Source organism: uncultured Methanobrevibacter sp., from assembly GCF_902801725.1.
In the GTDB taxonomy this organism is placed as follows: Archaea; Methanobacteriota; Methanobacteria; order Methanobacteriales; family Methanobacteriaceae; genus Methanocatella.
The window spans coordinates 1-26,007 of sequence record NZ_CADCJB010000026.1 but is presented as its reverse complement, the minus strand read 5'-3'; the positions used below and the strand labels follow the sequence as shown (position 1 = coordinate 26,007).

Genomic DNA, 26,007 nt, shown 5'->3' with positions numbered 1-26,007 from the left:
AAATTATAAGGCATTTTTTGCCCTTAGGTCAACTGACCAATGTATGGCCAGCTTTAGAGTAATTCCATTTAAAGAGGAATATCCAAAAGAGCATCTTCTTTCCTTTAAAAATCCAATAAATAAAATTTTAATTGAAATGATTGAAAAAACAGTTGTTTTCAAGTAATTAAAATACCAAAAAATGAATATTTAGAGAAATGAATCTCTAAATTTTGCCGACACCAGCCATTGGCACACCAGTCAATGAAGATGCTTCCAATGTAAGTGATCTTAAATTTTCCTTTTCAAGTTTTGTAATGTGGGTGTTACCTGCCTGTTGAACCAGCATACAAGCTTCATCAGTCATGGTGTTAATGTAATTTGCCACATTTTTACCCATCTCCTTATAATCAAGCCTATGCCTTAGGGACAGATCCTGTGTAGCTATTCCTTTTCTGCATGTTCCTGTATAACACATTTGACAGACCCTGCATCCAATTGAAATCAGTGCCGCTGTTGCAATGTAAACCGCATCAGCACCCAATGCAATTGCCTTTGCCAAATCTGCACCGGACCTTACACCACCGGCCGCCACCAGACTTACCTGGTCTCTCAGGCCGATTTCCTTGAGAGCCATGTCCGCTTCAACAATTGAAGCTACGGACGGAATACCTGAATGTTCCATGATTACTTCAGGACCTGCTCCGGTTCCACCCTGCATACCGTCAACAACGATTATGTCAGCTCCACCTTTTGCTGCGATTTTTACATCAGAAGCCACTTTACCTGAAGCGAACTTAACCATAATCGGTACTTTCCAATCTGTTATTTCCCTAAGCTGAGATATCTTCATGCTCAAATCTTCAGGTCCTACAATGTCCATGTGCCTTGCAGGTGAAAGCGCATCGGAACCTTCAGGAATGTTTCTAATTCTTGACACTTCAGCTGTTACTTTTTCACCCAGAAGGTGTCCTCCCATTCCTGATTTCGCACCCTGACCTATTTTGATTTCAATTGCATCGCCCTTTTTAAGATAATCGGCAGATACACCAAATCTTCCAGATGCATATTGTGCAATCAATTTATCGGCGAGCTCTCTTTCTTCAGGAAGCATTCCCCCTTCACCAGTGTTAGTTACAGTTCCTGCAAGTGAAGACCCGATAGCCAAGGCCATTTTTGCCTCTTTTGACAGTGCTCCAAAGGACATTGCACCAATCATTATTGGAGTATCGATTTTAAGAGGATTTTCTGCATACCTGTCACCCAGGACAACATCTGTTCCGCAGGGTTCCCTGTACTTGTCAATAGGAGGTCTTGACACCTGAGCAGGAATTACTACCAAATCATCGAAGTCAGGAATGCGTCTTAGGGCACCTGTACTTCTGAGTTTATACGATGCAGTCTGGGATTGTCTTACAATTTCAACAATATCCGGGAATCCCCATCCCTGTCTTGCATCTTCTGGAATTGCATTTACCTCAATTGCCCTGTTCGGACACATTTCAAGACAAATTCTACAACCCACACATTTTTCCTGATTTAATGGATATGGATCTCCCTGAATGATTTCATAAACGCCGTGAGGACAGTTGTTGAAACATGAAAAACATCTTCCGCATATCTTTTCATCCCGGTCATCACATAAATACCAGCAACATCCAGGACGGCCAAAATTTTTTTTGCATAATTCCGGATTTCTTTCTACTCTATATGGCATACTCTTCTCCTCCTAATGACCATAGAACGGCCTTGTACTTTCTGGAACAATTTTCTTAAATTCTGAATAATCGTCAATGTCAAAGTCATATTCTGTCAATGTTTCCTCCAAATCGAGAGTATCTTCAAAGGTCAGCTCTTCAAGCTTTGCATTGTGGCCAAGACTTTTGATTTCGCCTTTAACATATATGACTCCCCGAATAATTGATTCTGCTACATCGTCGCCAACATCACCAAGGATGATGATACGTCCACCCATCATGAAAATACCGGTCATGAATCCTGAATTTCCGCCAATGATTATAGTTCCGTTTTTCATGATTTCACCAGTTCTTGAACCTACTGATTCCCTGACAACAACAGTACCATCATATATTCCCTGTCCTGCACCGTCACCTGCGGAGCCTTCAACAATCACTTCACCGCCGGTGATGTTATCTCCTGCAAACCATCCTGCATTCCCGTTGATTTTGATTTTAGGGCCTTCGCACATGCATCCTGCAAAGTATCCGACAGATCCGTCAAATTCGATTTCAACATCTTCAGTCACTCCTGCAGAGAGATAATGCTTTGCATTAGGATTTCTAATAATTATTTTATCATATTCCTCAGAAGCCTGCTTTATCTGTGAATTTATCTCACGAGGAGTTAATTTTTCAGCATTAATTTCAAAAACGTTCATCGAATCACCTAAATCTCATATACCATCACTTCACCAGGAGAAATTTGTTCTACATGGTGTGTGTCAACGACTTCCCTTAGGGATACCTCTTCTGATGCAATTGCAAATACATCATCGGTTTCTGCCATTACGCCCGGCCTTAGTCCCAATTTGTCCTTTGCTATTCCAATTCCCTGTGGAGTTCCTATAATATAAGAAAATGGACCGTCCATATCTTCTACAGATTGCTCTAGTGCTTCTTCCAATGAATATCCTGTGTCCAGTTTATCTGCAATATAGTGAACAAGACATTCTGTATCATTGAATGTTTCAAAGATGTGGCCTTTTCTTTCAAGAGGGTCTCTAACTTTCCAGTAATTTGTAATCTGACCATTGTGAACTACAGAAATATCACGAACAATATATGTTTGGAAAGGATGAGCATGATACCTGTCAACACCACTTTCTGTTGAAAAACGGGTGTGGCCGATAGCATGGGTTCCTTTAACATCCCTTACGTCATAACGTTGCGCAATATCAAGTACTGATCCCACGTCCTTTATCATTTCAAAATCATGACTTCCATTAATTACAATGACATCATCAATTGTGTCCACTTTTGTAATCAATGGCTTGAGCTCGCAAAATCTGTCTAAAGATATTTTACATTTGTAGATGAATGAGTCTCCAACAGAGGGCAAAATGGCATCATTTTTGATTGGAGTAATGAAGTTAATTGTATCTTTAACTTTATCAAGCAATTTTTCGCTTTCTTTTACTTGAATTTTTAAAATGTATTCATCTTCTTCAAGACCAGTTCCACCGTAAATTGAGTATCCTGCTGAATCAGGACCTCTGTGCTGCAATTGGTGAAGCATGTTAGTCATGTCGTTTCCAATGTTATGCAATTTTTTATCTTTATATACGATTCCTGCGATTCCGCACAATTTAAGTCCTCCACATAAAAATATTATAGTCGGAAAGTTACTTCCGTATTATACTTTAAATATACAACTATATAAATGTGTTGGAAAATTACTTCCGACAAGAAAAAATTCTGAAAAAAAGTAGTAATTATTAAAAAATATTAAAAAATGTTTAGAAAGTATAATGAAAAAGATTAAAAAATTGAAGAAAATTAATATTTGTTAAATAAAAAATCATCTAAAAAAAGAAAAGAAATAATTTAATTATTTCTTAATGGAAGCTATTGCGCTTTGTGCACCCTGTTTTACATAGCCTGATTCATCATCAAGCAATTTTTCAAGTGCAGGAATAGCCCTTTCATCATTCAAATTACCTAAAGCCCAAGCAGCAGCACCTCTAACTCTCCAGTCTTCATCATCCAAAGTTTCAATTAAAGGTTCTACAGCAGGTTCACCCATACGGCTTAATGCGGTTGAAGCTTCTCTTCTAACTAATTTATTGTTATCTTTTAAAGTTTCAATCAAAGCAGGAATTGCCTTAGGATTATTAATTGCACCTAATAAAGTTGCTGCATTCAATCTTATTTGTTTTTTTCTGCTTGATAATGCATCAATCAAAGGATCTACTGCTTCATCAGCCCTTAATTCTAATTCTCCAATAGCATCTTCAACAACAAAATCATCTTTGTCATTTAATAATTCAATTAATTCATCGATACTTCTTTCCATTTTAATCCCTCACAAATCAGATAAAGAAAAATTACAGATATTTTTGTAATTAATGAATATTATGTTTTGTTATATATAAAAGTATTTCGATAACATACGAACAAATTTTTTAAACTAACATTAAATAGAATAAAATCAATATTATTAATATACGAACAAAATTGTGTTAAAGGGAATGACATGTACAATATTGCAATAATTGGTGGAGACGGAATAGGCAACGAAGTAATGGATTGCTGCGAATATATGCTGGACAAATTAGATTTGGAATTCAGTTTTGAATATGGAATTGCAGGATTTGACTGTTTCAACAAAACTGGAAGTACCTTGCCTGAGGAAACAATAAAAATATCCAAAAAAAGCGATGCAGTGCTGTTCGGAGCGTCAACATCAACACCCCACCAGCCAAGCCCAATAATCAATTTAAGAAAAGCACTGAATGTCTACGCCAATATACGGCCAATAAAATCCTATAAAGGAGTTAACTGTATCCGTGATGATATAGACTTTGTAATTGTAAGGGAAAATACTGAAGGACTTTATTCGCAAGTTGAATATGGTGACTGCGAAAAAATGGTTGCCGAAAGACATATCACAAGACCGGCATCCGAAAGGATTTCAAAAGCAGCATTCAACCTATGTATCAAAAGGGGGGAAAGCAAGGTTACATGCGTTCATAAAAGCAACGTACTTAAAAAAACAGATGGAGTGTTCAAGGAAAGCTTCTACAAAGTGGCCAAGCAGTACCCGCAAATAACCACTGAAGATTATTATGTGGATGCAACAGCAATGTATCTTATTACACAACCTCAAAACTTCGATGTGATTGTTTCAAGCAATCTGTTTGGAGATATCCTATCTGATGAAAGTGCAGGACTCGTTGGAGGACTAGGGCTTGCACCATCAGGAAATATTGGAGACCACAACGGACTGTTTGAACCTGTACATGGATCTGCACCAGACATTGCAGGAAAAAATATTGCAAACCCGTGTTCCATGATTCTCTCCGCCTCAATGATGCTTGACTATTTGGGGGAATGGGAAATATCAAACGACATCAAAAATGCAGTGGAAAAAGTGATAGCCGAGTGCAAAGTCAGGACTCCTGATTTAGGTGGAGATGCAAGCACTATGGAAGTTACAAAAGCCATTGTAAAGGAGTTAATTTAAATGCTTAATATCACCACATTTCTAGATGCAAATTCAAAACGTTTGGACAAGGACGTGTTGTACAATCCGACAACCGGTGAAAAATACAATTCCGGAGAAATCCTATCAATAATTTCAGAAATCGGACGTGACTTGAAGAATCTCGGAATTGAAAAGGGAGATCGAGTATTAATCTATTTGAAAAATTCGGAAGAATACCTCTTTTCCCTTTTTGCAATATGGAGAATAGGTGCAATAGCTATTCCAACAAACAGAATCATGACTGCAAAAGAATTAGAATACATTGTCGGCGATTCAAAAGCTAAACTAATGATTACCGACAGCGCAGCAGAAGACATTATTGATATTGACAACTATATCCCAAATAACATTTCTGATTTTAAAAATTGCGAAGTCCTAACCGCTGAAAACACTGATTGGGATGATTTATGTCAACTACAGTATACCTCTGGAACAACAGGGCAGCCTAAAGGGGCAATGCTCACCCATGGAAATTATTTTACTGCAATCCACAATGAATGTGATGTTCTCACATTAAAACAGGACGATGTTTACCTCGGCATTTATCCAATGGCTCATGTCGGCCTTTCATGGTCAATTGCAGCCTTAAGGGCAGCCGCATATTACATTTTAATGGAACAGTTCAACATTGACGAGTACCTTGAATTGTGTAAAAACGAAAAGGTAACCGTTTTAACAGGAATGCCTCCAGTAATCCATACGTTAACTACAATGGATGCAAGAAAAAACCTTAAAACTGTTCGTGAAATCGTTTCCGGCGGAGGACCATTGCACAAAAAGATATGGAAAGATTTCCACCAAACTTACCAGATACCAATTATCAATGCTTACGGATTATCCGAAACAATCGTGATCGGAACAGGAACTGTCATAAGACCTGAAGACTACTGGGAAGCAGACAGATTTGAAAGTGTAGGTCATCCGGTTTGTTTTTCAGAAGTGAAGATTGTCGACGAACATAACCCGGCAATTTCAATACCAAAATATGAACAGGGAGAAATTGCACTCAGAGGACCTGCAGTTGCAAAAGGATATTGGGGAAATGAAGAAAAAACAAGAACTTCATTTTTAGATGACGGATGGTTTTTGACAGGGGATATAGGATATCTTGATGATGATAACCGATTGTTCATTACAGACCGTAAAAAAGACATGATTGTAATGAGCGGATGGAAAATTTACCCTACTGAAGTTGAAGAAGTCTTGATTAAATATTCTGCAGTTAAAGAAATAGCCATATTCAGCATAAACGATTGCCACAGAGGAGAAATCCCAGTTGCTGCAGTCGTATGGAAAAATGATGCTGATGAAAAGGGACTGCTTAATTACGCACGTGAAAATCTTTCCAGATATAAGGTTCCAAGAAAAATATTCGCACTTGACGAGCTTCCAAGAGTAAACGGCTGGAAACTCCTTAGAAGAGAATTAAGACAAATGTTTAAAGTGTAAAAAAGAATTAAAAAAAGAGAAATTGGATATGATTTATTTATAAATCATAGTTCCAATACCGTCTGTTGTGAAAATTTCTAAAAGCAAAGCGTGTTTTTTACGTCCATCGATAATATGGCATGATTTAACACCACTTTCAATTGCATTTACACAAGTTTCTATTTTTGGAATCATACCACCAGTAATAATGCCCTGTTCAATTAAATCAGGAACTTCAGAAATTTTTATTTTTTGGATTAATGAATCTAGATCGGAAGGGTCTTTTAAAACACCAGGAACATCAGTTAAAATTATTAATTTTTCCGCACCAATATAACCTGCAACCTCACCAGCTGCAGTATCGGCATTTAAATTCAAACGGGTTCCATCTTCTGCAATACCGATTGGAGATATTACCGGAATAACATCATGGTCAATAAGCAAATTTAGCAGTTCAACATTGATTTTGTCAATTTCTCCAACAAGACCCAAATCAACAATTTCCTCATCGACTTGACTTGCCGGTTTTTTATGAGCATAAATTAAACTGGAATCTATTCCAGATAGACTTATTGCATCACCATCATGAGTAATAAGTTCGGATACAATTTCAGATGAAATCTTACCTGCAAGAACCATCTCAATAATTTCCATAGTTTCCTGATCAGTTACTCTTAAACCTTTAATGAATTTAGATTCCTTTCCTAGTTTATCCATTGATCTGGAAATTTCAGGACCTCCACCATGGACAATAATAGGTTTCATTCCAACGTATTTGAGTAAAACTGTATCACGTGCTGTGAAGGACTTTGCTTTTTCATCAACCATAGCATGTCCTCCATACTTAATCAAAATTTTTTTATCATGAAACTTCTTAATGTATGGTAAAGCTTCAATCAATACATCTATATCTTTCATAAAATCACTATGTATACTATTTAATTTAATTATTTATAAGCTTTAAAGTTAAAAACCCATTACAAAATCATTTATATATCTAAAAAATATAACAAGTATTATGTCTGAGATGAATAAACTTAAAGAATATTTGATTGATTTGGGAGCCAGTAAAGTTGGTTATGCTGATGTTGATGGTCTGGCATCCGAATTCATTGATTTGCCAAATGGAATTAGTCTTGTTTTGAAACTTCCAAAAGAAGCAATGCAACTGGTTAAAGATGAAGATTATGAAACTTACTGGAAGTGTTTTCACTCCAAAGTTGACGAATTAAGCGAAATTGCCCTTAAAGGTGAAGAGTACATCAAGAATCTCGGATATGATGCATTTGCACTGACCATGACCCGAAATGAATGCGATATGAAAAAGCTATTGAGCATCCTGCCTTACAAAACAATAGCCACCAAATCAGGCTTGGGTTGGATTGGAAGGTCAGCATTATTTGTAACACCGGAATATGGCTCAGCAGTCGTTTTAGGCGCCATACTAACAGACATGCCTCTAGAATTTGGCGAACCAGTTACCGACTCCAGCTGCGATGAATGCACAAACTGCCAGGACGCATGTCCTGTTGAAGCAATAAACCCTCAAAAATGGAACGACAGATTAAACCGAGAAGATATTATTGATATCGACACTTGCTTTGAATATATAATGAGCCAGTATAAAGATGGACTTGGCTGTACAAAGTGCATGAGCGAGTGCAGACTCACTCAAAAATATCTGGAAGGACAATAAAAATCAATCAAAACCTTCTGACTCAAGATAATCATCAATTTCATAATTGTCGCCATATTCATAATAGTCATAATAGGCGCCAGGGTCGGTTCTGGATAATGTGTACCTGTCAGGCACGACAGTATTATAATGGCTGGAAGAACCTGTTGAATATCCTACAGACGTATGCTGCGGTGAACTGTATACCAAATCAAATCCAGTTTTATTAAGACCCAAAACGTCATATATCAATTCAGATTCCGTGAAACGGTGATTTTTCGTACTTAACATAACCCCATAGACATAGTTGTCTTCCCAGGAATACTCAACGAAACATTTTCCACCAACACCACCAGTCAGGTAGGTAGATATGTATTGATTAACCTTATTATCCTTTTTTACCCATTGATATTTGTCAGGCGTTGTTTTCCAGACTATGAAATAATCCTTGTCCCCAAAAGTATCAACATAGGTTATATTTTTTGCATCATAATAGTTTATTTTTCCATGAGAAGTTTCGAATGAACCGTCAGGAATGCTTTTTTCATCAATTTTGAGATGATGCTTAATGGTGACATTCAAAAATTCGTCACCTCCTATGGCTTCAAAGACATTATCATTATCATTTGCTTTTGGGGGATTTAAAAAAGAGTTAATTTGAATAAAAATTCCTATTATAAGAACAATCACTATCAATAATAAAAAGAATTTTTCTTTGCGCATGTTAATTAGTTAGTGCATACAATGTATTAAATTTGTTGCATTATTATTTAAAAAAAAATGATAGGAGCAGGATAAACTCCTATAATCCACATTTGAATTTAAATCTGTATTCTTGGTTTACAATTTCCATTCCAATGAATGAACCTTTTAAAATATCTGCAACTTTTTGCAAGTCTTCAGCAGTTACTGCCTTACCGTTAGCCAATGGGGAGAAAAATGTAACCACATCATCAGTGATAAGGTAGTTTAAAAGTTTTGTATCATCCTTTTGGTATTTTTCGACAATTGCTAAAATTTCTTCTTCAATTTTTGGATCTAAATTTGCCATTTTATCACCTTTAAAGATAATTAATTTAAGAAGTATATAAACTTTTAGTATACATCAAGTAACTGAAAACATGTGAAAATATCGTGACTGTCAATAATATCAAAATAAGACAAATGAAAACTAACGGCATATGATAATGTATTGAAAATAATCAGGTATACTTTTAATTTCTGAGAAGATAAACTCCGGTCAAAAAAATCCAAACTATCAACGTGTAGACCGAAAGCCTCTCGTATACCGGCATGAAAATATTTCCCAAAGAGAAAAACATGACCCAAAACGCAGCCAATCCAATGATTCCCAAAACCAATGTAGCCTTTTGATAATCTGAAAATTCCTGCATAGACCTTGAAATTATTACAATCAATGCGTTACCACCCAAAATAGCCATTACGGCACCCAATGTATGATAACCTGAAGTTAACGGATTTCCGCCATGAACAAGCCCAACAATAATAACCCCAAAACCGGTTACCAAAGTCAATATCAAAACAACAATCCTATTTTTAACAAGATAATCCTTGAATGAATAAAAATTGCCAAAAATGACTGCCAAACCAATCAAAACAAAAGCAGAATTCATTAGCCAAAACAACGGCGAATTTCCATTTGGAATTCCAAGTTCGGAGATGGTATGAAAAACATAGGTATTGAATAGTGAAGCATTGAAAAAAGTTGCAGAGATGGCTTCAGCTATAATGTAATATAAACTGCCAATTATAAAGACAAATCCCGCAACTTTACGCTTCATAATTTAAATTCCGAATTTTTTATTAAAGTATTTTTCTTTTAAATCGAAGTTAAGCTCTTCGATATCTGCACCTGCAATAGCCTTTTGTAAAATTTTATAACATGACTTTTTAGGAACAGTAATATTGTGAATGTTTGAAATGTTCCAGATTCTATCAAATCTTTTCTTTAGATTGCCCATGTCAAGTTTTTCGAGGACGTTTCTCAGATTAATGATATTCGCTTCGTTGATAACATCATAGGAGGCATAAGTCTGTGCATCCATAACAATCGGATTCAATCCTAAAATGTAGCGTTGCAAATCATAATCAAGGAAAGACTCATAATCCCCGTCATATGCGTAAACATGTGCCTTTGCAGACAATGCATCAATAAATACTAAAAACTGATTAGCCATCAGTGCCCTTGAAGTAATTTCATCACAGAATTTTAATGCTGTCTCAATCATTCCGGCAGATGACCCTTCAACATAGGTTTCATAGTCTTCAAATCTGAAGGCCACAAGAGCAAACATATAAAGATCAATCCATTCATTTTCAGCTAAAAATTCGCGTGCCTTGTCAGTTAATTCCAAATCACCATATGATTTTTCTTTATCCACATCAACATTTAAATTACGTGCATTTTTTGCCTCTTTCAATACAGGCAATACCCTTTCAATCAATTCCTGTTTTTTACCTGAAACTTTAAGACCATTTTCCCTTAAAATATCCTTTAACTCTGAAACTACATATTTTTTAGAAAGTGCTTCAGCAGTTATTTCCACATCAACATTAACGGATACATCACCTTCAAGGTAACCTTCTTCAACCAAATAGTTAATGCAATCCTCGCCGGACTCAAAAGTCCCAAAATTACCTTCATTCAAAATATCTTCAAGTTCATAACCGCTGTTTAAAAAATTTAAAACATTGAATACTTCTAATTTTTGTTCACTCACTTAAACACCCTTTCATATTTCATCGACAATTCTAATTGTCGAATGTTATAATTAAACTTCCTAACAAGAAAGCATATAAGTTTGAAATGAATAATAGCTTTCCACTAACTGCAGCTACTATCAATAGTAATATATCTTTTTTAGTTAATTTAATATTTTGCCTAAAAACAAGATTGAAAATAAAAAAAATTACGGATTGCACGCTTCATCAGCTGCACCCATAACAACACCGATTTCATCTCCGATATTAATTTCGGAAATCTTTTTTGGAGATTCATATTTAGCATTGTAATATGCCTGAGCATAATTCATGGTTACATAATATACTTCCTTGAAGTCAAGAATGAAATCATCTGCATCCAGTTTATTTAAAATGTCTACCAGTTCTACTGCAATTTCACTAGTCTCCAAACTTTTACCAAATTCAGCACCAACATTAATTAGCATGATTACACCTACAATAATATTTAAAGTTCATTATTAATATAATTAGACAACATGAAAACCTGTCCAAAATGCAAAAGACAATTGAAAAAAGTTTTTCATGGCGAACCGACAGATGAACTGGCCATCGAATCATTCGACAATGAAATAATAATTGGAAACTGTTGCAATAGTGAATACAATTATTATTGTGAAAATTGCGATGAATTTTTTAAATGAAAAAAGATTATTGCAAATCTAACTTTTCATATATTTCCATATGACAAAAATCGCAAGAATGGCACTGATTGTAAACCCTATGAATCCTATTGCAGACATTCCAAACAATTTAGGTCCTTTATCTGCCATTATGGTTAAAGAAGATCCTATAATCAATGCAGACATTACCAATGATATTGACATCTGGTCTTTTAAATCATCCAAACCAGTATGTTTCAAGTTCAGTTCAAGCTCGCCTTTCTCAACTTTTTCAATAGTACTATTGAGTCTATCAGGCAAATCTTTTAATAAATGCTCTATCTCCACAATATAATTAAAGCCACCGTGAGCAAGGTTTCCAGGTTTGAATTTTGTTATAAACATTTTTTTGGAGAATTTTTCGATTTCAGTAGTCAAGTTAAAGTGAGGGTCCAATTTGTTTCCAATATCTTCAATAAGCAATATTCCCCTTCCAATCATTACGAATTCCCTTGGAAGAGTAATGTTATGCTTAATCATCACTTCCATCAGTCTATCGAATATTCCATCCATCTGGTCCAATTCAACACCGATATAATCGTTTAAAAGGTCATCAATATCTTGTCTGAACTCATCTGTATTCTGTTCGGGAGTGATGATTTTCATGTAACGCAATTGTTTAATAAGATGATGTGAATTTCCACCCAAAAGCAGCAAGACAAGTTGAGCAAAGTTTGACCTGAATTCATGGTTTACAATACCCATCATTCCAAAATCAATGTAGCAGAGCTTTTCATCTCGAGTGATGAATAAATTGCCCGGGTGAGGGTCCGCATGGAAAAATCCATCTATCAAAATTTGTTTTAAATAAGAGTGAACACCATAAGTAGCAATTTCAGAATTGTTGATGCCTTCAATTTTATTGTCAAATAACTCAGTGACTTCATAACCGTCAATAAGCTCCATTGTTATGAGTTTTGATGAACAATATTGTGGATATACTTCAGGTATTTTAACATACTCCACATCCTTAAAGTTATTTGTAATTTTTCCGATGTTTTTTACCTCTTCCATGTAATCAAGTTCTTTGAATATGGACCTTTCGAATTCCCTGGCCATTGCAGGCAAATTATATGTTCTTGACCTTGTAACATACTTATCGACAGTTTCCGCCAAATTGTTAAAGATCTTTACATCAGCCGCAATTACGTCATAAATACCAGGTTTTTGAACTTTAACGGCAACTTTCATACCATTATCCTTTAATTTAGCTTTGTAAACTTGACCAATTGATGCCGAACCAAGAGGTTCTTCGTCAAATTCAGAATATACCTCCTCCAATGGCTTTTCGATTTCCTCTTCAATGACCTCCCTAATTTCATCAAATGGTGTTGCCGGAGTATTGTCCCTAAGCTTTTTCAAATCATCTGCAATCTCAGTACCTACCAAATCCGGCCGTGTAGCCAAAAGCTGACCTAACTTAATGAATGCAGGACCCAAATCTTCCATTGCAAATCTGAGACCTGAAACATCAAACGATTCATCAAATCCGTCATCAGATCCACGTTTTGAAGACAACAATTTTATCAAATTATATTTTGTTGCAACACGTATAATATCATCAAATCTCAGACGTGAAGATTTTTTTCCATCTTTTGAATTCATTTAAACACCCCTCAATTGTAACGATTATTAATAGTCCTATAAACCCAGGACTTCCCTATCAGGGTCTGCATTTTTGAACAAATTAATTTTAACATCACTCTCCCAAGTGAATTTCAGCAGCCCTGCGTGGATTATCTCCAAATCTTCATCAGAAAAACCATCCAAATAGTAAATCTTGCCTCTAAGACCCACATTCATCATGAAACGAATTAAATGTCTGTATACCATGACAGAAAACGGATTATAAACCACAATATCATCAGTTATATATTCCAGTAATTTTTCAATTTCAAAAATACCTGGAGAAATTACTTCCACATCACAATTCGGAAACTTTTCGGAAATTATTTTCATATAATCCACAAAAATCACTTAGTTATTATATTGGCAATGAAACCTATTAAACATATCGGCATGGAAATCTTTTTAATTTTATGTAATATTGCTTTAAACTTATAAAATTGCTTTAAAAAATAACATACTAATTTATAAACCTTTAATTCATATATACAAAGCATAAAATAAATTATACAGGCTAAAATATGAACAATGAAGAATTTAATATAAGAGTAAACGTGATTCAGAAAACGTTCAATGACATGAGAAAGATAAAATGCATCACTCCCGAAAACATTAGGAAAGTTGATGAAAACATTTATCCCGGTGGAGACATTTTTACAACAGAGGATGGAGACTTTATTGATTTGGAATTTCAAATTGACGACTTTGATGAAGAGGAACTCGTGAAATATGTTGAGCTTGCAGAAACATTGTATGAAAAACACCAAAAACATGTGGCAATTTACATAATCTGTCCAAATACAATAAACGTATCAGTAACAGAGTGCCCAATACTATCTGAAGCGGATTTCACCATCAAGTTGGCCTGCATTGATGAGGATCCATGTGAAATTATCCTCAGGATGATAAAAAATAAGATAAAAAATGAAGAAACTCTTGACAGCAATGACATTCATGCGTTGGAACTGCTTCCGTTAAAGTGCAGACCTGAAAAAAGAAATTATTTCAGAAAGGAATATTTCAAGATAATGAATGAACTGGCCTAAACTAAATATTCCATTTCAAAATTGTTTTACCGAATTTAGAAAGATAATCTTTATCAAATGCCTCTTTCAAATCATTTAAAGAATTGATTTCACAGGTATTTGTAATCAGCTTTTCCAAATATTCGAATAATTGGGGATTTTCTTTGAGAGTTTCGACGACCCCAATGAAATCCTCCCTATCAGACCTGCTGTTGCCCTGAATGGTCAATCCCTTCTCCAAAACCATACGAGTATTAATTGGAATAGGATATTCACTTACACCAAACAGATTTACAGTTCCCTGAGGATTTATCAAATCAATTATCTGTTCAATGGCTGATTGTGATGCACTTGAACCAACACATTCAAATGCATGGTCAATGTCAACATTATCAGGAACATCATGAATTCTATAAATTTCATCAGCAAAAGAGAATAAATTCAAGTTTTCCTGATGCTTTCCGAATACTGTCACTGTTGAATCGGGATATAATTCTTTTAAAAACAGGGCTGTGATAAAGCCCAAGTTTCCATCACCCCAAACACCTATTTTATCTTTAGGAGTGATGGCTATCTCGCCAAATTTGGTTATTCCCTGATAAGCAACGCTAATTAATTCTATGAAAGCACATACCTTATCATTGAAGTCATCAGGAAGTTTTACAATCCTATCATCCTCAAGTTTAATTAAATCGGAAGTAAAACCATCAAATCCACTTCCCCTGAATTTGGATTTGTAAGAATAGTTTGCTCTGCATACATCGTCCCCCATTGGAGTGTTGGGAATCATGACAACTTTATCTCCGGACTTGAAATTGCATTTGCTGTCGAAGACAACTTCACCTATCGCTTCATGAATTAATGCCATCGGCAATTTTTTATCTAAAATCTCCGCAGGTCTTGAACCCTGATAATATCTTTGGTCTGCCTGACAAATTGACAGATAGGTCGGCCTTACAACAACACCATCCAATTCAATTTCATCTATTGACTCTTCAAAGAATTTTGGAGACTTTAATCTGTATACAATATTAATCATATCCATCCTCAAGTATCGTATTTGCTAATTTTAAATCATAAGGGTATGTAATTTTAATGTTTGTCACTTCACCCTCAACAAGATACACATCCTCATCCTTAAGAGTGAATATTTTGCAGGCATCGGTCAGGATATTGCTTTCTTCAGGGGTTAAACTGTTAATCAGATTGAAAAGTTTCCTTACGTTGAAACTCTGTGGAGTTTGACCCTGATAATAATAATCTCTTACGGGAATGCTTTCAATGGTCTTGGCATTGATGCTTTCAACAATAGTGTCAGTAGCGGGAATGACGGTATCGCAGGCCCCGTATCTTCTTGCAGCATCAATATTGTCCTCGATAATCCTATGAGTGACAAAGGGCCTTACAGAGTCATGGGTGATGATAATCGAATCATCATCTATTCCAAAATTTTCATCAATATATGAAATACTGTTCATCAATGTATCATTTCTTGTTTCTCCACCTTCAATAACTACAATATCTTCATTTTCACCTATAAACTCATTAATTAAGTGGACTGTATGATTAACAAAATTTTGAGGTGTTAGAACAATAATTTTATCAATCTTGCTGTTTATTACAAATTTTTCAATAGTGTGAATAACTACAGGCTTGTTGCCCAAATCCAAAAACTGTTTTGGAGTATCAGTTCCTCCCATTCTGGAACCAATTCCTCCTGCCAAAATAGCTGCAAAAATCATTTATTTTACTCCTTTTCAAATATTATCATGTAATGGGAAGTATCTTCAGAACTTTTTTGACCCATATTTTCATTCAAGTGAACTTTTTTAAGACCATGTTTGGAAAATATTTCCTCCAGTTCAACCGGAGAACATTTAATTTCAGTTGGAGGGCCGAATGACCACTCGATTGGCTTGAATTCCATTATGGCAATTCTTCCATTATCATTAATCAACCTGGACAATTCATCAATCACCTTGTCCCTAGTCTCGACATCAGCAAATCCATGAAATACATTAAGCATTAGGATAACATCTATTTTGCCATCGTCAACATCCGAAATCCCTTTGGTCACGTCAGCTTCGATGTTAATCAAGTTTTCAACATTATTTTCGTCCTTATATGCATCCAATTCTTCTATAGCCAGATTATAAACATCCACTGCATAAACGGTACCTTCATGAAGATAATCATTAATCGCTTTAATAGCAATGTAACCATCTCCACAACCCAAATCCATAAAAGTTTCATCACCGCAGAGATTCAATTCTCCTAAAATCTCATCAGAATCCAAAAAATTTGCGCTTGATTTTCCATGATGTCTATGTTCCATTTTTATCACCATTATAGATAATATTATTAAAAAAATAGTATTTAATGATTTTCAACAAATTGAGTTACATAAATATATCAATTCAAATTATTCAAACAAAACTTAAACTCTAAACTTATATATTATTAAAAATATAAAATATATGGGTTATTGGAATAAATTCCAATGACAAAATTATGGTTATTAGGAGCAATAAAAATGAGATGTGTTGGTACTGTTGTACGCGGAATAAGAACACCCATTATTAAGGAAAATGATGATTTGGCTAGTATAGTTGTAGATTCACTAATGGCTGCAAAAGAAAGTGAAGGATTTGAATTCAGAGACAAAGATGTTGTTGCAATTACCGAAGCGGTTGTAGGTATTTCAGAAGGAAATTACGTGACTGTTGATGATGTTGCACAAGACTTAAAAAATAAATTTCCATCTAAAAAAATAGGAGTTGTAAATCCTATTTTAAGTAGAAACAGATTCTCCCTAGTCTTAAAAGGTATTGCTAGAGGAATGGATAAAATCACTCTTTTAACATCTTTCCCCTCAGACGAAGTAGGTAACGGTATTTTAGACGAATATATTTTAGAAGAAAGCGAATATCATTTAGGAAGCACAATTTCAGAAGAACAATACAAAGAAACTTTCGGTTCATGGATTCATCCATTTACAGGAATTAACATGATTGACTTTTACAGAGAATTGATTGAAAGTGAAGACTGTGAAGTCGAATTTGTATTCTCAAACAACATAAAAACAATTCTTGACTATGCTGAAGATGTTTTAACCTGTGATATCCACACAAGAGAAAAATCCACAAAAATACTTAAAGAAATGGGAGCAAATGTCTACGGAATGCACCAAGTTTTAACAGAACCTATTGGAGACTCAGGTTTCAATCCTAAATACGGACTTTTAGGTTCCAATAAAGCAACCGAAGAAAAATTAAAATTATTCCCAAAAACAGGCGATACATTAGTTACTGAAGTTCAAAATAGATTAAAAGAAATCACAGGAAAACAAATTGAAGTAATGGTATATGGTGACGGAGCATTTAAAGACCCTGTTGGAAAAATCTGGGAACTGGCTGACCCTGTTGTTTCACCTGCTTATACCAGCGGACTAGTGGGAACACCAAATGAAATCAAGTTAAAATATGTTTCAGATAACAAATTCGCTGATTTAAAAGGCGATGAACTAAAAGAAGCAATTAAAGAAGAAATTAAACAAAAAGATAAAGATTTAACTGGACAAATGATTACCGAAGGAACTACACCAAGAAGATTAACAGATTTAATCGGTTCCCTTTGCGACTTAACAAGCGGTTCCGGAGATAAAGGAACACCAGTTATATTCATACAAGGATACTTTGATAATTTAGCAAACGACTAAATTTCAATCCTTACCTTTTTTATTTTAAAAATTATCCCCATCATTACTTGAAATTTTAAAAAAAAAAGTATATTTGGGAATTAAATCCCATTTAAACAAAAAAAAAACTATTTCTTTTGAAACATTATCAGATAATGAGACTTTCCTTCAGGAATATCCTCACCAATCTCTTCATTAAGATAAACTTTTTTAAGATTATGTTTTGCAAAAAATTCTTCCATCTCTTCAGGAGAACTTCTTACAGGAGTTGGAGGTCCATTAGGAACATCCCATGCCTTATAATCCATAATTGCTATTTTACCATTTGGTTTGATAATTCTTGCCAGTTCACAAATAGCTTCATCAATTTTTCGGGATGCTTTAAATCCGTGGAAAACATTAACCATCAATACGACATCAACTGATGCATCTTCAACACCAGGAATACCTTCTGTAATATCCGCTTCGATATTAATTAAGTTTTCAACATTATTCTCTTTTTTATAGGTTTCCATATCTTCTATGGAAGCATCATACACATCAACCGCATAAACAGTTCCACTATGATTGTAATCTTCCAAAACCTTTATTGCATTGTGGCCATCCCCACAACCGGCATCCATAAAAGTCTCATCACCTTCAAGATCCAATTCCCTTAAAATTTCATCGGAATCAAGGAAAAAAGCACTTGAAAATCCATGAGCTCTGTGACCATTTTCAGGCATCATCATTTTTTATCACCCAAATAATAATCTTTAAAAAATAGTATTTAATAATTTTCAATATGATGAAATATTCACAACAAGTAAAAAATAGTTAAAATTAATAAAAAAAAGTTATAAGAGGATTATTTTTTCCAAGTTTGTTTTACTCCTCTTCCTCTTTTACTACCAGGTTTAGTATAACTTCTTTTCGGCCTGGTTCTTCTGTTAGTTCCTTTAACTTTTGCCATATTTTCCCCTCCTTCAAAATTTATCATTACAAGATTAGAATTAAATCTATAACAAAAAAATATTTGTTTTTAATATATTTAAAGCTTTTCTTTAAGTAGTGTATTCTGCATTAATTTTTACATAATCATAAGTTAAATCACAACCCCATGCAGTTGCCTCGCCATCACCCAAGTCCATGTCAATATTGACAATGACATTTTTAGACTGCATGATTTTCTCTGCTCTTTCGAGATAAGGAGTATTTTCAAAGGCTAATATCTCTCCTTTTCTTACAAGGTCCACATCATCCTCATCATCAGCAATTGAAATGGTCACAATATCCTGATTTAAGTCTGCTCCAGAGTATCCGATTGCAGAAACTATTCTTCCCCAATTAGGATCTCCACCGAATACTGCTGATTTAAATAAACTTGAGGAAATGATTGATTTGGCAGCCAGTCTTGCATCTTCAAGATTGCTTGCGCCTTTAACGTTTGCTTCTATGAATTTTGTTGCACCTTCACCGTCCCTTGCCATTTTCTTAGCTAAATCAATACATAAGAGATTTAATGCTTCCTGAAAGTTGGAATCCAATTTTCCATCTTTAACAACTTCAACACCGGATGCCCCATTAGCCATCAGCAAGCAAGTATCATTAGTACTTTCATCACCATCAACAACAATCATGTTGAAGCTGATGTCTGCAGCTTTTTTCAATGCATTATTAATCTCATTAGCCGGAATAATTGCATCAGTGACAATGAATGATAACATTGTACCCATATTAGGCGCTATCATACCGCTTCCCTTTGTAATTCCTGCAATTTTAACAGTTTCACCAGTAGTTAATGTAACTTCCAATGCAGATTCCTTTGGAAATGTATCCGTTGTCATAATTGCACGAGCTGCCGCAAGGGAATTTTCAGGCTTGTTGCCCAATTTAGAAAGAGATTCATAAGCCACTTTAGAAATAATGTCAATCGGCATTTCACGACCGATTACCCCTGTTGAAGAAATAGCAATTTCCTCTTTAGGAATTTTCAAATAACGGGAAACCAGTTCAACTAAAGTTTCACAATCCTTTAATCCCTGTTCTCCTGTGAAACAATTAGCATTACCACTGTTTACAAAGACAGCAGAAACAATTCCGTTTTTAATAACATTTTTTGTATATTTCACTGAAGCCGCTACAACCTTGTTTCTAGTAAAAACCGCAGAAGCAGTACTGTTTGGAGAAACAATTACTGTAACTCCAAATTTACCTTCACGTGCACCGGATACTTCAAGATTTTCAATGACTGAAAATCCACCATCAAGATATTTAATAAAGCTCATAATAACCACTTAAAAATTTATTAATAAGATACAGATGAATTTGTTAAATTATACTTGGCCTTTATTTCAGGACTATTATAATCCACATGTTCAACACCATCATAATAATCTGTTGGAGTTGAATTCAAATTAGATGTCATTTGTTCAGTTACATTTACATAGGTAACTCCATTATCATCAGTAACGTTATTGTTCGAAGGACCATCAATAGCCAAGGAAATGCCAATTCCAGCACCTATTACGAATGCTATTAATGCAAAAATAATCAAAAAAATGGTAGTTTTACTGGTTTTGCTCTGCTTTCTATTTTGACCAAATGACCGCCTACTTCTTTGATTATTTGATGAAAACCAATTTTTCTTTTGTCCATTGGTTTTTGATCTTCTTAATAGATTATGTTTGGATCCATTATCTCGAGGAGACCTAAGTACCCTCTTATCCTTGTTTTTTCGCCTTCTCATGTTACTACTCTATTAATACTGTTTAAACTACAAATGCATAGACCAACGCTATAATAATGCCTACAAAGCCAAACATTCCAAGACCTAAAATCGACATTACATAAACGAAAATGAATACGAAAGCAAATACTCCAATCAATTTGGCTTTTTCATTTTCAATTAAGTTTATTAATGTTCTTGAAAATTCAGACGGAATATTATAAGCATAAAGACCATTAGCCAATTCAAAAACGACTAATGACAATGGAGATGTTGACGGCAAATCATCCACTAATTGAGCCCTTTCACCGGCTTCCCTTCTGCTTCTGCCAACACCAGCCCTTATTTTAGCACCATTATCAAGTGCAAACCATGCAGCATCAAGTCCTGCACGAATAGCTAAATCTTTAGATGGGAATCTTGCAATAAAATCATCCCCACCTTCCCTATAACCTTCAAGTTCACCTTCACATTCGGTTTCAATGAAATTTTTAATTCCAGTCATAAGGTCTACGAGTTGATTTCTACCGTTCTTATTGATGAATTTGGTAGAATCAATCAAATCAATGAATAAATAATTTTCCAAAACAACCGGTCGAGATTCTTTTAATAAAAAGGGAGCATCGAATACCAATGCATATTCTCCACCAAGTTTTGTAAAGGCAATACCTGGAAAACTGCCAACACTTTGAGTATAATGAATTGCTCTTTCAATGGAAGCAGCGCCAGTCATTCCAACTGCAGATATGACCTGAACGCCGTCAGACAGTCCAATTCCAATAAGTTCAATTGCAACCCTTATTGCATCATTTTTGCTCAACATCTTTGCAACAAGCTCTGTGGCTGTTTTTTCGACAATTTCCCCAGATTCATTTTCAATGATTTTAACAAAAATATTGATTAAACGGGACGGATGAGGCAATTCTATATAAAAATAACGATCACTACCCATGATAATATTACTTACCAAAGCATACTCTTCAATTCTATTTTCTGCAGGCTTCAATTCATGGAAAGTGTATTCAACAGGAATATTTTCCGCACCCACATCACGAATAAGGTTCTGCAAAATGGTTTCAGATGTGATTTCCGCCTTGTCGAGCTCAAAAAGAATAGTTTGAGTGTAATTGAACAACTCCACATATTCTGTTTCAAGAGAGTTTGTTGGAAAAAATTTAGTTCCAACGGAAATAGGATTGAGTTTAGTGGTTAATTTAATATAAGTCCTAGTTAAAGCACTAGTCATCCAAACCTCCTCCTTTTTCAAGTTCAATTTCGAAATCACCAGGTTTTTCTAAAAGCATATCCGGTTTTACAGAAACAAATGGGAACTTCCATGATCCTAATCTGCCTGCAATAGTACTTGCAATGTTTCTGGAGTTCCTTTTAATGAACACTTCATCATGAGCGCTTACACGCACTAAGACATTATATGGGGCATTCTCAGATACCTCATCAGCAAGCAGGATATTCAATTCAAAAGTACCAGGTCGTGTGAACAGGTCATTGCGCACAGCAATCAGAGGTTTTTTCTCAAGACCCAGTCTGTCTGCAATAGTGACTGAAATATTGCCTGCGTTTTTAACTGCCACCTTATAATCCTTAGGATGAACCAGTACGAATATCACATAAGGTGCTGCAATCTCAACATCATCAACCATTTCAACAATCTTGTTGAACATTGGAATTTTTGAAAATATGTTTTCAAGTTTTGAATCAGCACTGTTTTCATTGTCTATGCGGATAATTGCCTGTTTGGCAATATTTAAAGGGGAAATTTCAAGCCCTTCCTTTCCAGTGTAGATTTCCCATTTTTTGAAGTTTAATTCCTTTATGATTTCATCGCAAATTTTTTGTAGTATATTCTTGTCTTTTTTAGGTTTTTTAGGTTTTCCAAAGGTTAATCTTCCATTTTCAATTATAAATGGGATTCTCATAGATGCAATGTTTCTAAATTCAGCAGCATAATCTCTGAATTTATCATTAGATAATACTTTAGCTTTTTCGTTAGTAGCTATCTCAAGAATAAAATGATCGGCATCATTGCCCGGAGGAACTTCTTCAACATTGTCGCTTTCAAGCAATTTTTGAAATTTCTCCTTATCATCAATATCATGTCGAAGTGATGCGTCTGCAATAATGACAAATTCATCCTCACTTTCTTCCAAAGCTCTCACTGCAGCAAGGATATTGGCAATTTTAGGTTGTCCATTTTGATTTTTAACATAATGAGCCACATTTGAAGCATCTACAACAACTTTCACGATATCACCTAAAAATAATTTATTATTTAAATTTTGTTCAGTATCATATATTTGTATTAATCACATATTTAAATTTAATTTATACAGTAACTATATTTTGTTTCGAGGATATTCTCCGAATAAAAATTTCTCGCCATCAACATTGTGAAGATATATTTTTATCTCATCTTCTGAAATATTATAAACATTATATGAATTCAAATTCTTTCCCCTGAGTTTTTCTGAGCATAATGAGCCTGCATTGACAACAAGGGTTTTATTTATCTTCCAAATATTCGGCACATGCTTGTGTCCGGATAAGACCAGATCCACTTCATGGGTTGTTAATGTCTTTAGAATATCTCCGGAATCAGATAATACATTACGTTCACGACCTGTCTGAGGAATTGAAATTATATGATGGTGCAGAACAACAATTGAAAAGTTTTCATTCACTACGCATTCATCCAGCTGATGTTCCAGCCACAAATGTTGAGGCCTGCCGATATCTCCCCTGTTATCATCGGGAGTAGTGCTGTCAAGACCGATTACAGTAAAATCTTCGCCAACTGTCAATTTCCAACTTCTCTCACCAATCAACTCCTCAAAAGTCTGATAACCCAGGTTTCGAGCATCATGGTTTCCAGGAATTGCGAATAACGGAGGTTCAAACATTGCCAAATAACGAGTAGCCTGTTTAAACTCTTTATAATAACCGTTTCCGGTAATGTCCCCAGTCAATATTATCATGTCCGGCTGCAGACCATTAATTTCACTTACGGCCTTCATGAACATTTCTTCATTAAAATCTGATTTGGAGACATGCAAATCAGAAATATGGGCAATAACAGTCATGGAAATCTATTGGTTTAATTTCATGATGGCTTCTGCCAGGTCTCCTTTGCATTCTTCAAGGGCTGCTCTTGCTTCCTCTTCAGAAACATTTGCACTGTTTGCCACCATTTCTATGTCTTCATCAGGAATTTCGATTTCATATTCAAGTTCCACTTCACGGGCCTTACCTTCAATCTGATAAGTTTCCTGACCCATTACATTCATTAAACTTACGCTGGGATCATCAATTATCAGTTCCTTTTCGTCAAAACGGATAATCACTTCGCGAACACCTTCAAGGTCTTCCATTTTCATACCCATTTTTTTCATTTGCCTTTCCATCTGTTTCATTTGTTTTTTATTCATACCTGGTATCATAATTAATCCTCGATAAAATAACTGTTTATAATTATGTTTATGATTATTATTAAAACTTCCTTAAAATCATGGAAAAAAATTGAAATATGTAGTGTAGGACATGGTGAAAAAATTATTAGAATATGCATCTAACTGAATTTTAACTCAACTGAACCAAAACAGAAAAAAATACAATCAAATTTATACAAAATCGAAGAAAAAATCCATTGATTTAGAGAAAAAAAACAACCAAAATAAAAAAAATGAAAAAACACCTAACTCAAAGACTTATGCCTTTAGAAAAAATATTTATATTTATACGAACAAATTAAGTAAGGATAAGAATTATGGCATATAATTTTTATCAATTTTTTCTAATTAACTGGAACAGGAGGTGAAAATACAAAATGAAAGGCAAAAAGTTTATCGCAATAATGGCTATATTTATTATTCTATGCTCAATTCAAGCGATTACAGCATTAGAAGATAATAATATGACACAAACCGATGTTCAACCTACTGAATCAAATACTTTAGGAATTTCGGATGTTATATCTAGTGATATCCAATCTAATGAATCCCAAGTCCAAAATAATGATGCAAATGATAATTTGGAAGTTTCTAATAGTACCAGTTCATCTGCTACTGTTAATTCCGAAATCTTGGGTGTTAGCAATGACAATGATCTTTTAGGTGCGGATCCTAAACCGGGACCTAGGCCATGGGCTGAGTGGACTCCTGGAAATTTAACCTATGGAGTCGATTATGATACAAACTATACAGACTCTAGTACAGTTCCATTAGACAGGTTTTTTAAAGCTGTATTTTGGGGAATTCGTGATTATGTGAGTAATAATTTTGATACTGCCCCTAGAGAATGGAATGTTTTCTTAAATAACAAAACATTTGCTGGTGATTATGGCGAAAATGGTGTTAATGCTATTACCACCGGTTTTATAAGAGGTTACACTGACTCTACGGATTATGATAAACCTGAGAATCGTGTTAACTATCTTGGAATGACTAGATTGGCTAAAAAACCTTCGAATCCTCCTGGAGCAAGAAATACCGATGGTGTTGAAATTACTATCCATTTATACGGTGGTAAAACTAAAGATGATGGCTTGACATCAACATTGGATTTAACTAATTATGGTGCAAGTTATGCACTTTTGGACTTCGGTAGTGGTAATTCATCCATTACAGGTATTAATTTCAGGAATTTTGATGTAAATAAGCATTCAAATACTAAGAATCCAACAACTACAGTTCCATTTATCAGAGTGGGTGATGGAAATAATCCTTCTTGGTATCCTGAAAGGTTGATTCGCAATTGTACATTTGATAATATCACATTAAACCCAAACCAGCCACTTTATGCGGCTGGGCAGGTACTGGATTTACACTTTGATAATGCAAAATATATTCCAGATGATCGTACTCCAAATTTAAGTAATTTGATTAAATACATATTTTATAATGTTAGGAACACTTACAGAGATACTGATGGTTATAATGGTGAACCAACTCGGGAATATAATGTATTTTTAGATAATCATACATTCACTGGAGGTTATGGTTATGAATATGGTAATACTATTGAAACAGGTTATCCATCTTGGGTTAAACAGGACACAGATCCTAAACCTCGTGCCACTTATATAACCTTTAGATCTCATAATCCATTAAATTATAAGTTCACTGAAGAAAATCTTAATATATCTGTCTATATTTATGGTGGTAAAACTAAAACTGATGGTAATAAATCAACAATAGATTTATCAAACTATA

The 26,007-nt window shown here is 34.7% G+C and carries 29 protein-coding genes; 7 read left to right on the top strand and 22 right to left on the bottom strand.

The genetic code is table 11. The features are described 5' to 3' along the window. Positions 1–205 precede the first annotated feature (205 nt). From QZV68_RS06670 to QZV68_RS06655, 4 genes are all read right to left on the bottom strand, one after another. Complete coding sequence (locus QZV68_RS06670) at positions 206–1,696, bottom strand: glutamate synthase-related protein (RefSeq protein WP_296879794.1); 1,491 nt, start codon at positions 1,694–1,696, stop codon at positions 206–208. Positions 1,697–1,708: 12 nt separating this feature from the next. Further along, positions 1,709–2,377, bottom strand: coding sequence for a tributyrin esterase (locus tag QZV68_RS06665; RefSeq protein WP_296879792.1), 669 nt, complete (start codon positions 2,375–2,377; stop codon positions 1,709–1,711). A gap of 8 nt (positions 2,378–2,385) precedes the next feature. Next, complete coding sequence (locus QZV68_RS06660) at positions 2,386–3,303, bottom strand: glutamine amidotransferase family protein (protein WP_296879790.1); 918 nt, start codon at positions 3,301–3,303, stop codon at positions 2,386–2,388. A gap of 243 nt (positions 3,304–3,546) precedes the next feature. Then, positions 3,547–4,011 carry a HEAT repeat domain-containing protein gene (locus QZV68_RS06655; protein WP_296879788.1) on the bottom strand — a complete coding sequence of 155 codons (465 nt, stop codon included), beginning with the start codon at positions 4,009–4,011 and terminating at the stop codon, positions 3,547–3,549. Between the two features lie 180 nt (positions 4,012–4,191). Between QZV68_RS06655 and aksF the strand changes: the two genes are divergently transcribed. After that, positions 4,192–5,181 carry a homoisocitrate dehydrogenase gene (aksF, locus tag QZV68_RS06650; RefSeq protein WP_296879786.1) on the top strand — a complete coding sequence of 330 codons (990 nt, stop codon included), beginning with the start codon at positions 4,192–4,194 and terminating at the stop codon, positions 5,179–5,181. After that, on the top strand, positions 5,182–6,651 hold the full coding sequence (locus QZV68_RS06645) for a class I adenylate-forming enzyme family protein (RefSeq protein WP_296879785.1): 1,470 nt from the start codon (positions 5,182–5,184) through the stop codon (positions 6,649–6,651). A gap of 33 nt (positions 6,652–6,684) precedes the next feature. Here QZV68_RS06645 and argB read toward each other — a convergent pair whose 3' ends face one another. After that, a complete protein-coding gene (gene argB / locus QZV68_RS06640; RefSeq protein WP_296879783.1) occupies positions 6,685–7,548 on the bottom strand; it encodes an acetylglutamate kinase in 864 nt (287 codons plus the stop codon). 100 nt (positions 7,549–7,648) lie between these two features. Here argB and QZV68_RS06635 point away from each other — a divergent pair, with 100 nt between their 5' ends. After that, positions 7,649–8,326 (top strand): reductive dehalogenase domain-containing protein, encoded by a 678-nt coding sequence (locus tag QZV68_RS06635; protein ID WP_296879781.1) that lies wholly within the window; start codon positions 7,649–7,651, stop codon positions 8,324–8,326. 3 nt (positions 8,327–8,329) lie between these two features. Here QZV68_RS06635 and QZV68_RS06630 read toward each other — a convergent pair whose 3' ends face one another. From QZV68_RS06630 to QZV68_RS06610, 5 genes are all read right to left on the bottom strand, one after another. Next, positions 8,330–9,028, bottom strand: coding sequence for a hypothetical protein (locus QZV68_RS06630; protein WP_296879779.1), 699 nt, complete (start codon positions 9,026–9,028; stop codon positions 8,330–8,332). Between the two features lie 79 nt (positions 9,029–9,107). Then, the gene (locus QZV68_RS06625; protein WP_296879777.1) at positions 9,108–9,356 is read right to left on the bottom strand and encodes a hypothetical protein; all 249 of its coding nucleotides are present in this window, start codon (positions 9,354–9,356) and stop codon (positions 9,108–9,110) included. Positions 9,357–9,519: 163 nt separating this feature from the next. Next, a complete protein-coding gene (locus QZV68_RS06620) occupies positions 9,520–10,107 on the bottom strand; it encodes a DUF998 domain-containing protein (protein ID WP_296879775.1) in 588 nt (195 codons plus the stop codon). Positions 10,108–10,110: 3 nt separating this feature from the next. Next, the gene (locus tag QZV68_RS06615; RefSeq protein WP_296879773.1) at positions 10,111–11,046 is read right to left on the bottom strand and encodes an SAP domain-containing protein; all 936 of its coding nucleotides are present in this window, start codon (positions 11,044–11,046) and stop codon (positions 10,111–10,113) included. A 189-nt stretch (positions 11,047–11,235) separates the two neighbouring features. Then, complete coding sequence (locus tag QZV68_RS06610) at positions 11,236–11,493, bottom strand: hypothetical protein (protein WP_296879771.1); 258 nt, start codon at positions 11,491–11,493, stop codon at positions 11,236–11,238. A 51-nt stretch (positions 11,494–11,544) separates the two neighbouring features. On the opposite strand from QZV68_RS06610, the gene QZV68_RS06605 reads away from it, so the two are divergent. Further along, complete coding sequence (locus tag QZV68_RS06605; RefSeq protein ID WP_296879769.1) at positions 11,545–11,709, top strand: hypothetical protein; 165 nt, start codon at positions 11,545–11,547, stop codon at positions 11,707–11,709. An 18-nt stretch (positions 11,710–11,727) separates the two neighbouring features. Here the strand turns inward: QZV68_RS06605 and QZV68_RS06600 are convergent, their stop codons facing one another. Together QZV68_RS06600 and QZV68_RS06595 are read right to left on the bottom strand one after the other, a co-directional pair. Further along, positions 11,728–13,332, bottom strand: a complete 1,605-nt coding sequence (locus QZV68_RS06600) for an AarF/ABC1/UbiB kinase family protein (RefSeq protein ID WP_296879767.1) — start codon at positions 13,330–13,332, stop codon at positions 11,728–11,730. A 36-nt stretch (positions 13,333–13,368) separates the two neighbouring features. Further along, positions 13,369–13,686, bottom strand: coding sequence for a hypothetical protein (locus tag QZV68_RS06595; protein ID WP_296879765.1), 318 nt, complete (start codon positions 13,684–13,686; stop codon positions 13,369–13,371). A 188-nt stretch (positions 13,687–13,874) separates the two neighbouring features. On the opposite strand from QZV68_RS06595, the gene QZV68_RS06590 reads away from it, so the two are divergent. Beyond that, positions 13,875–14,399 carry a hypothetical protein gene (locus tag QZV68_RS06590; protein WP_296879763.1) on the top strand — a complete coding sequence of 175 codons (525 nt, stop codon included), beginning with the start codon at positions 13,875–13,877 and terminating at the stop codon, positions 14,397–14,399. Position 14,400: 1 nt separating this feature from the next. Here the strand turns inward: QZV68_RS06590 and QZV68_RS06585 are convergent, their stop codons facing one another. From QZV68_RS06585 to QZV68_RS06575, 3 genes are read right to left on the bottom strand one after another with little or no spacing between them, the layout of a single operon-like run. Next, complete coding sequence (locus tag QZV68_RS06585; protein WP_296879761.1) at positions 14,401–15,417, bottom strand: alcohol dehydrogenase catalytic domain-containing protein; 1,017 nt, start codon at positions 15,415–15,417, stop codon at positions 14,401–14,403. Further along, a complete protein-coding gene (locus tag QZV68_RS06580; RefSeq protein WP_296879759.1) occupies positions 15,410–16,120 on the bottom strand; it encodes a 2-C-methyl-D-erythritol 4-phosphate cytidylyltransferase in 711 nt (236 codons plus the stop codon). Before QZV68_RS06580 ends, QZV68_RS06585 begins: the two co-directional genes overlap by 8 nt. A gap of 5 nt (positions 16,121–16,125) precedes the next feature. Then, positions 16,126–16,713 (bottom strand): class I SAM-dependent methyltransferase, encoded by a 588-nt coding sequence (locus QZV68_RS06575; protein ID WP_296879757.1) that lies wholly within the window; start codon positions 16,711–16,713, stop codon positions 16,126–16,128. Between the two features lie 198 nt (positions 16,714–16,911). Here QZV68_RS06575 and QZV68_RS06570 point away from each other — a divergent pair, with 198 nt between their 5' ends. Next, positions 16,912–18,096 (top strand): coenzyme F420-0:L-glutamate ligase, encoded by a 1,185-nt coding sequence (locus tag QZV68_RS06570; RefSeq protein WP_296879755.1) that lies wholly within the window; start codon positions 16,912–16,914, stop codon positions 18,094–18,096. A 107-nt stretch (positions 18,097–18,203) separates the two neighbouring features. Here QZV68_RS06570 and QZV68_RS06565 read toward each other — a convergent pair whose 3' ends face one another. The 7 genes from QZV68_RS06565 to QZV68_RS06535 all read right to left on the bottom strand — a co-directional run bounded on the left by QZV68_RS06565 (position 18,204) and on the right by QZV68_RS06535 (position 24,237). After that, on the bottom strand, positions 18,204–18,806 hold the full coding sequence (locus QZV68_RS06565) for a class I SAM-dependent methyltransferase (RefSeq protein ID WP_296879753.1): 603 nt from the start codon (positions 18,804–18,806) through the stop codon (positions 18,204–18,206). 312 nt (positions 18,807–19,118) lie between these two features. Further along, complete coding sequence (gene argJ / locus QZV68_RS06560; RefSeq protein WP_296879751.1) at positions 19,119–20,342, bottom strand: bifunctional ornithine acetyltransferase/N-acetylglutamate synthase; 1,224 nt, start codon at positions 20,340–20,342, stop codon at positions 19,119–19,121. A gap of 20 nt (positions 20,343–20,362) precedes the next feature. Next, complete coding sequence (locus QZV68_RS06555) at positions 20,363–20,803, bottom strand: hypothetical protein (protein ID WP_296879749.1); 441 nt, start codon at positions 20,801–20,803, stop codon at positions 20,363–20,365. A 22-nt stretch (positions 20,804–20,825) separates the two neighbouring features. Next, the gene (locus QZV68_RS06550) at positions 20,826–22,028 is read right to left on the bottom strand and encodes a hypothetical protein (RefSeq protein ID WP_296879747.1); all 1,203 of its coding nucleotides are present in this window, start codon (positions 22,026–22,028) and stop codon (positions 20,826–20,828) included. Continuing rightward, a complete protein-coding gene (locus QZV68_RS06545; protein WP_296879745.1) occupies positions 22,021–23,046 on the bottom strand; it encodes a Zc3h12a-like ribonuclease in 1,026 nt (341 codons plus the stop codon). The genes QZV68_RS06550 and QZV68_RS06545 overlap by 8 nt, the downstream gene beginning before the upstream one ends. Before the next feature lie 90 nt (positions 23,047–23,136). Next, positions 23,137–23,880: a metallophosphoesterase gene (locus QZV68_RS06540; protein ID WP_296879743.1), complete on the bottom strand. Its 744-nt coding sequence runs from the start codon at positions 23,878–23,880 to the stop codon at positions 23,137–23,139. 6 nt (positions 23,881–23,886) lie between these two features. Continuing rightward, positions 23,887–24,237: a nascent polypeptide-associated complex protein gene (locus QZV68_RS06535; protein WP_296879741.1), complete on the bottom strand. Its 351-nt coding sequence runs from the start codon at positions 24,235–24,237 to the stop codon at positions 23,887–23,889. 386 nt (positions 24,238–24,623) lie between these two features. Here QZV68_RS06535 and QZV68_RS06530 point away from each other — a divergent pair. Continuing rightward, a partial coding sequence (locus QZV68_RS06530) for a hypothetical protein (protein ID WP_296879739.1) occupies positions 24,624–26,007 on the top strand: 1,384 nt, incomplete at its 3' end.